Here is a 5,853-nt window from a genome sequence, read left to right on the forward strand (position 1 = left end):
CAACGATCGAGTCCCAAGTCTGCCCAAGACTTGGGGTCTTCGAGTGGTTCCATGTGCGTTACTACGTTAGTACCCGGCAGAGCTGCCACGATCGCTTCTTCGACATCCTCACAGAGATCGTGTCCCTGCTGTACCGTCCAAGTGCCTGGTACCAAGACATGAAAAGTCGCAAATCGCCGCGAACCGGCAACTCGCGTGCGCAACGCATGAAAGTGGATGCCTTGCGGTTCGTAAGTGCTAAAAATATTGGTAATCAGATCGCGTTCGGCCAGCGGTAATGCGGTATCGAGCAATCCGGCACCCGTCTCGCGCAGGAGCTGGAATCCCGATACCAAAATACTCGCCGCTACAAATAAGGCAATCAGCGGATCGAGAATCAGCCAGCCAGTCTGCTGAACCAAGAAGATGGCCACGGTAACACCAACAGAAGTCCACACATCCGTGAATAGGTGGTGCGCGTCGGCACGTAGGGTAATCGATCGCAATCGCCGTCCCGCTCGCAACAGCACCCAAGCTACAAATCCATTGATCGCAGTGGCAATTAACGACAGCAATAAGCCAATATTAACCTGTTCGAGCGGTTGGGGATGAGCTAGTTTTGGCAAAGCGATCGCCGCAATCCCGATCGCCGCTACCATAATCAACACACTTTCCAAACCACTGGAAAAATATTCCGCTTTACTATGGCCGTAGGGATGATCTTCATCGGCGGGAGTAGCGGCAAAAGATAACGCCCAAAATGCAGCTAATGCAGTCACCAAATTGATAATCGACTCCAAAGCATCCGAGAGCAATCCGATCGAACCAGTCAGGTAATAGGCTCCGGTTTTGAGCGCGATCGTCATCAGTGCAGCCCCGATCGACAGATATGTGTACGGTCGTGCAGTTTGGAAGCTCATGAGGAAGATGCTCGGTTGAAGTGGATTACCAGTCAATAATTACCCACAAGATCGGGAGTCAGATCGGGAAATCTTCGACCTACAACAATCGAAATCGGAAGCATTCAAGCTGTTGGTCATTTCAGCTAGCTTTATACGACCGAACCCCTACAATCTAGATCTGGTTGTAAGTTCTATGCTAGCTATTTTGATTCTGCTTTTGTAAGTACCGATCGACTAGATTTTTACCATGACTTGCGTGCCGACAATTTTCGCGGAATAAGTAGCTAAAGCCTCTTTGGCAGGCCCTTTAACAACTTGGCCATCGGCAGCAAATTCTGCATCATGGCAAGGACAATCGTATTTTTTTTCGCTAGCAATCCACTTCACGATACAACCTTGATGAGTGCATTTGGGGTTGACAGCAAGTAATTGTTGGGGATTAGCCGGATTTTTGGTAATTGCGACTTCTTTGGTCTGGAGATAGCCATTCTGTTCGAGATCCGCAACCGTGCCGATCGCTGTAAAGCCTTCAGTTGTTTGGGCTGCTGCCGGTGTGGCAGTACCTTTCGGCTCTACAATTGGCTCTGCAGGTTTGTTTGGGATTTGAGTTGTAGATTTTGTAGGTGCGCAAGCTGCCAAGACTACCGGAAAGCAAGCCGTCAACCATCCGATCCCAAAATATCCCAGAAAGGAACGACGCTTAACCATATTTTTTACTACTCGATCGGCATAAATTGGATACGTAGAAATAATAGACCGTTGCTCTGCTTTTAGCAAATGTTAAAGATGACTAAACCTAACGCGCTTCCTTGGCGATCTCTAGCTCTAGCATTACCTATGTTCGATCGAATCAACCGTAGTTAGTGATGAAATAATCCCGATCGATTAACTAATAGCTGCCGCCGCTTAGCGACTGCAAATGCTAATCCACCTAATAACAAAGTTCGCATCTGCTGCGGGTTAGTGACGGCATAAGCATGAGTCGCCAAACAAATAGTTGCCAATATGGGTAAGATAAATGTCGGTAACATCACTACGCCAATCGACCACCAAGTTGCCACATGCAAAAATAGGGCGATGGCTGGCCAGAGAGCAATTGCGACCGTCCCATAAATTAGCTGCATCGATCGATTCGTACCTACTAAATAGATGGTAGTCGTGCTCAATAGGAGGTTAAGCGGCACCAATACCGCACAAATACCGATACAGTGACACCGCGAAAACTCAGCAATATTATTTAGATCTAGCATGGCTGCTTTCCTCGCAGAAGCTGACTCCTCATTTTACCGAACTTTCCCAGACTGATGTAGAGTACTCCGTCAGATCCTTAATATAAGTACAATTTACACAGGTAAGATACTCGATCGGTGCTGCCGCAGATCTCAGGCACGATTGCGCCGATCTCTCCAGTTTGAGACTAACGCTGCCTTGAAACACTCTATGAGCATCAGGCCAAGATGGAGAGCCGCTCTGTCAGGATCGATGGCTTAGATCGAGCGACTGGGGAATATGCCCACCGTCCCGAAGACTGATAAAATAGGATTTAACAGTTCTCTGCAACAATACAAATATTCATGATTTCCAGTAATGACTTTAGACCTGGTGTATCCATTGAGTGGAAAAGCGGTGTATGGAAGATTGTCGAATCTCTCCATGTAAAACCTGGTAAGGGTTCGGCTTTTGTTAGAACCAAGCTCAAAAATGTGCAGACAGGAAGTGTGGTCGAAGAAACCTTCCGCGCTGGCGAAACTATGCCCCAAGCCACGCTGGAAAAAATCAAGATGCAGCATACTTACAAAGATGGCGATCAATTTGTATTTATGGATATGGAATCTTTTGAAGAATCCAATCTGACTCCCACTCAAATTGGCTCCAATGTTAAGTACCTCAAAGAAGGGATGGAAGTCAGTATCGTCCGCTGGGGCGAACAAATCATGGAAGTAGAATTGCCGAATACTGTCGTATTGGTGGTGACTGAGACCGATCCGGGGATGAAGGGCGATACAGCTACTGGTGGCAGCAAACCCGCGATCGTCGAAACCGGCGCACAAGTTACAGTACCGTTGTTTATTAGCATCGGCGAAAAAATTAAAATCGACACGCGGACAGACCAATATGTCGGTCGCGAAAGCTAAAATCGACCGGATCGATCCGGTCGCGCGTCGAGTTAGCAACGGATCGATACGCCGTAGATTTGCGTCGATTTCGTCTCGGAGCTGGCTTCACGAGCGCATCGATCCAACTCGCGATTGACGTTCCAAGATCGATACTTGAGGCGATCGGTATCGCCAGTCAATGGTTTGATAAGATAAAATTGATTAAACCCATGCCGACTGGCAAGACTCGATTGTCGTTAGTGACGATAACGATCGGGACACCTCACCCTCTTGTCGCCAACTAATTGCTGACAAAGCGATCGAGTCAGATTTTAACAGTCAACTTTGACAATATATTAATTTAATTAAGACGCATTAAATAGGACTGCCTATTTTATTACTAATAATTAGTAACTACCGCAATACTCAATATGACAATCGATTTTAAAGAACTTAGCGAACTATTAGGGGCAATTGCTGCTAATAACATCACCGAATTAACACTTAAAAATGCTGACTTTGAATTGACAGTCAGTCAAGGACAGGCTCGATCTGCAGCAGGTTCGATCTCAACCACGATCGCCGATATTAGCTCGCAAACGGTAACATTACCCCTCGCTGATGCCGCTCAGACAGTCATAGAAAGGCAGTCAATCGCGACGGTCGATACTAAATGGGTCGAAATTAAGTCGCCAATGGTGGGGACTTTTTATCGATCGCCAGCACCAGATGAGCCACCCTTTGCCTCGATCGGAGATCGAATTCGGGCTGGCCAAACGGTATGTATTATTGAAGCAATGAAGCTGATGAATGAGATCGAGTCCGAAGTCGTCGGCCAGGTGATGGAAGTATTAGTTGAAAATGGTCAACCCATCGAATTTGGGCAAACATTAATGTACGTCAACCCCAGCTAATCTCTAAGTTAGATCGATCGACCCAGCGCGATCGATTACCGCTCGTTGGGTGTGTTGGCATTAACTAAGGATTTTTAGTCGCACCTGGAACGATCGGGAAATCTTGATTGTAGGTTTGACGCGTAATCGGCTGTCTGATTTCCACACCAGCCTCACCGAGGACTTCTAGTTTTTTACCTTCAACCGTAATCCAGACCGGAGCATCGGGATTTTGAGCTGTGGCTGTATAGACTACTTGACCCAGCCGACCGATGGTCGAGGTGGCACCACCACTTTGAGTAAACTCTTTGGACAGATCGACATGAATGCCGTCAGCAAGCACTTTCGCACTCAAGAGCTTAGTCCCGACGGGGATGGTTGTCGTCAGTTTGCCATCTGGATTGCCAGCAGAAGCCAGCAAACTAGTTAGCGATCGATTGACTCGGGTTTCTGGGTCTGTGCTATTGGCTGAAGCAATTTTGCGATCTTGAGGGACTAAGAAAGTTTTTTTGCCGTCATCATCGATCCGCCAAACATTATCGGTACTCTCTTGATTTTGAGCGACAGTAGGAGTCGTTGGCTTAGTAGTTTTCTGACCGACCGTAGGGGTTGAAGGTACGGTCTTTGCCGGCACGACTGTAGTCGCATTTGGCACGGCAGGCATCGGTGTCGCTACCTGCGGGTTAATCGACGCGGAATCGACCGTGACTGGATTAGAGGAAGTAATTTTGCTGGGTGTAGTTGCTTCGGGGCGGTGATTTTGCATTGTCAACCAAGCAATGCCTCCGCCAGCCAAAGTTGCGCTCACAGCTAGGGCTGAGATCGTGGCAACTACATTTTTAGATATTGATTTTTGCTCTTCCATAATTATTAAAATTCCTATAGATCGTTAGAATCATCAAACAGCGAGAAATCATCCAAACATAGTCTTAAGATATTTTCACCCATCCAAGCCAAACAATATCTAATAACTAGTTACTGGTTAGTGCTGACTGTCGATCGACTCACCCACGGAACGATCGTGCGACCTTTATCGATCTATTCCTAGTTTAACTGGTCGGATCCCGATTCGGTAGTCCAAAGTATCGATCAGGAAACAACACCTCGGCTGTGGCAGGATCGAGGCTGCTGCGATCGCCGATTATTGGCTCTTTCCAGGGATTCTGACAAAAGCTGCCAGTTCGAGTTGTTGGGGATCGACCTTGAACCGCAAAATCCGGGCTTGGAGTCCGCGTGCTGCAAGGACATCGACATTTAAGCGTTCGCTCATGCTAGTAGTCAAGCCGGATAGAATAAACGGCGGTACTGGGGTAGCTCCAACCATCGCTGTCGGTTCGACTAGTTGCAATTTACGCCCACCAATAACGTTGACACCAGCTTCGAGGGTAATCGTGAGTTTTTCGCCAGAGCCGGGGTCTTGTAGCTCAGCTTTGAGACCGACACGATTATTCGCCAAAAATCTGACTTGGGGATTGGTAATTTGATAATCCTTATTCAGCGAACCAGCAGCACCACCAAAGGTACTAGTAGTCATTTTCTGAAGTTGGGCGATCGCATCCGGAGACTTTAGGTAATTATTGAGATCTTCCTCGTTTACCTTGAACCGCAGTCCCGCTTGGAGCGGCTGCTTGAAAGCCGCACTAGCCGCACTAGCCGAATTACCCGATTTTTGGTCGGCTTGGACTGCTTTGAGATCGACAGCGATGGGGTCGGTTTCGATATCGAGTGTATCGACCCGCAAATCTTTCGTCACCCACAAACCCCGTCCGGCAATTCGCAGTTTGTTAATTTTGCCATCGAGTACCTGGTGAACTGGCGCATTGTCAGCCCTGACTTGGAGCTGTTCGGCTCGATCGATCTGAGCCAGCAAGGCCGTTTCGACATTTTTGTCCACCACGACTCCTGTCAGTGAGAATAACGAGGCAATGCCGGAGAGGAGGATGGTGATTAATTCCATTTAGGGGATAGGGGATAGGGAACAGG

Annotated in this window: 7 protein-coding genes; 2 read left to right on the top strand and 5 right to left on the bottom strand. The window is 47.8% G+C overall.

Features of this window, described 5'->3' with window-relative positions; translation table 11 throughout:
- From RMO84_RS21090 to RMO84_RS21100, 3 genes are all read right to left on the bottom strand, one after another.
- On the bottom strand, positions 1–899 hold an 899-nt coding region (locus RMO84_RS21090; RefSeq protein WP_310490400.1), incomplete at its 3' end, for a cation diffusion facilitator family transporter.
- Between the two features lie 216 nt (positions 900–1,115).
- A complete protein-coding gene (locus RMO84_RS21095) occupies positions 1,116–1,589 on the bottom strand; it encodes a Rieske 2Fe-2S domain-containing protein (RefSeq protein ID WP_310490401.1) in 474 nt (157 codons plus the stop codon).
- A gap of 152 nt (positions 1,590–1,741) precedes the next feature.
- Positions 1,742–2,131, bottom strand: coding sequence for a hypothetical protein (locus RMO84_RS21100; RefSeq protein ID WP_310490402.1), 390 nt, complete (start codon positions 2,129–2,131; stop codon positions 1,742–1,744).
- A 324-nt stretch (positions 2,132–2,455) separates the two neighbouring features.
- On the opposite strand from RMO84_RS21100, the gene efp reads away from it, so the two are divergent.
- Both efp and accB read left to right on the top strand, forming a co-directional pair.
- Entirely contained in the window at positions 2,456–3,016 is a 561-nt protein-coding gene (gene efp / locus RMO84_RS21105) for an elongation factor P (protein ID WP_310490403.1), read from the top strand.
- Between the two features lie 392 nt (positions 3,017–3,408).
- Entirely contained in the window at positions 3,409–3,891 is a 483-nt protein-coding gene (gene accB, locus RMO84_RS21110) for an acetyl-CoA carboxylase biotin carboxyl carrier protein (RefSeq protein ID WP_310490404.1), read from the top strand.
- Positions 3,892–3,955: 64 nt separating this feature from the next.
- Here accB and RMO84_RS21115 read toward each other — a convergent pair whose 3' ends face one another.
- A complete protein-coding gene (locus tag RMO84_RS21115) occupies positions 3,956–4,735 on the bottom strand; it encodes a GerMN domain-containing protein (RefSeq protein WP_310490405.1) in 780 nt (259 codons plus the stop codon).
- Between the two features lie 276 nt (positions 4,736–5,011).
- On the bottom strand, positions 5,012–5,827 hold the full coding sequence (locus RMO84_RS21120) for a DUF2993 domain-containing protein (RefSeq protein ID WP_310490406.1): 816 nt from the start codon (positions 5,825–5,827) through the stop codon (positions 5,012–5,014).
- Positions 5,828–5,853: the final 26 nt, after the last annotated feature.

Origin of the sequence: Chamaesiphon sp. VAR_69_metabat_338, assembly GCF_031423935.1 — a bacterium.
GTDB lineage: Bacteria > Cyanobacteriota > Cyanobacteriia > Cyanobacteriales > Chamaesiphonaceae > Chamaesiphon.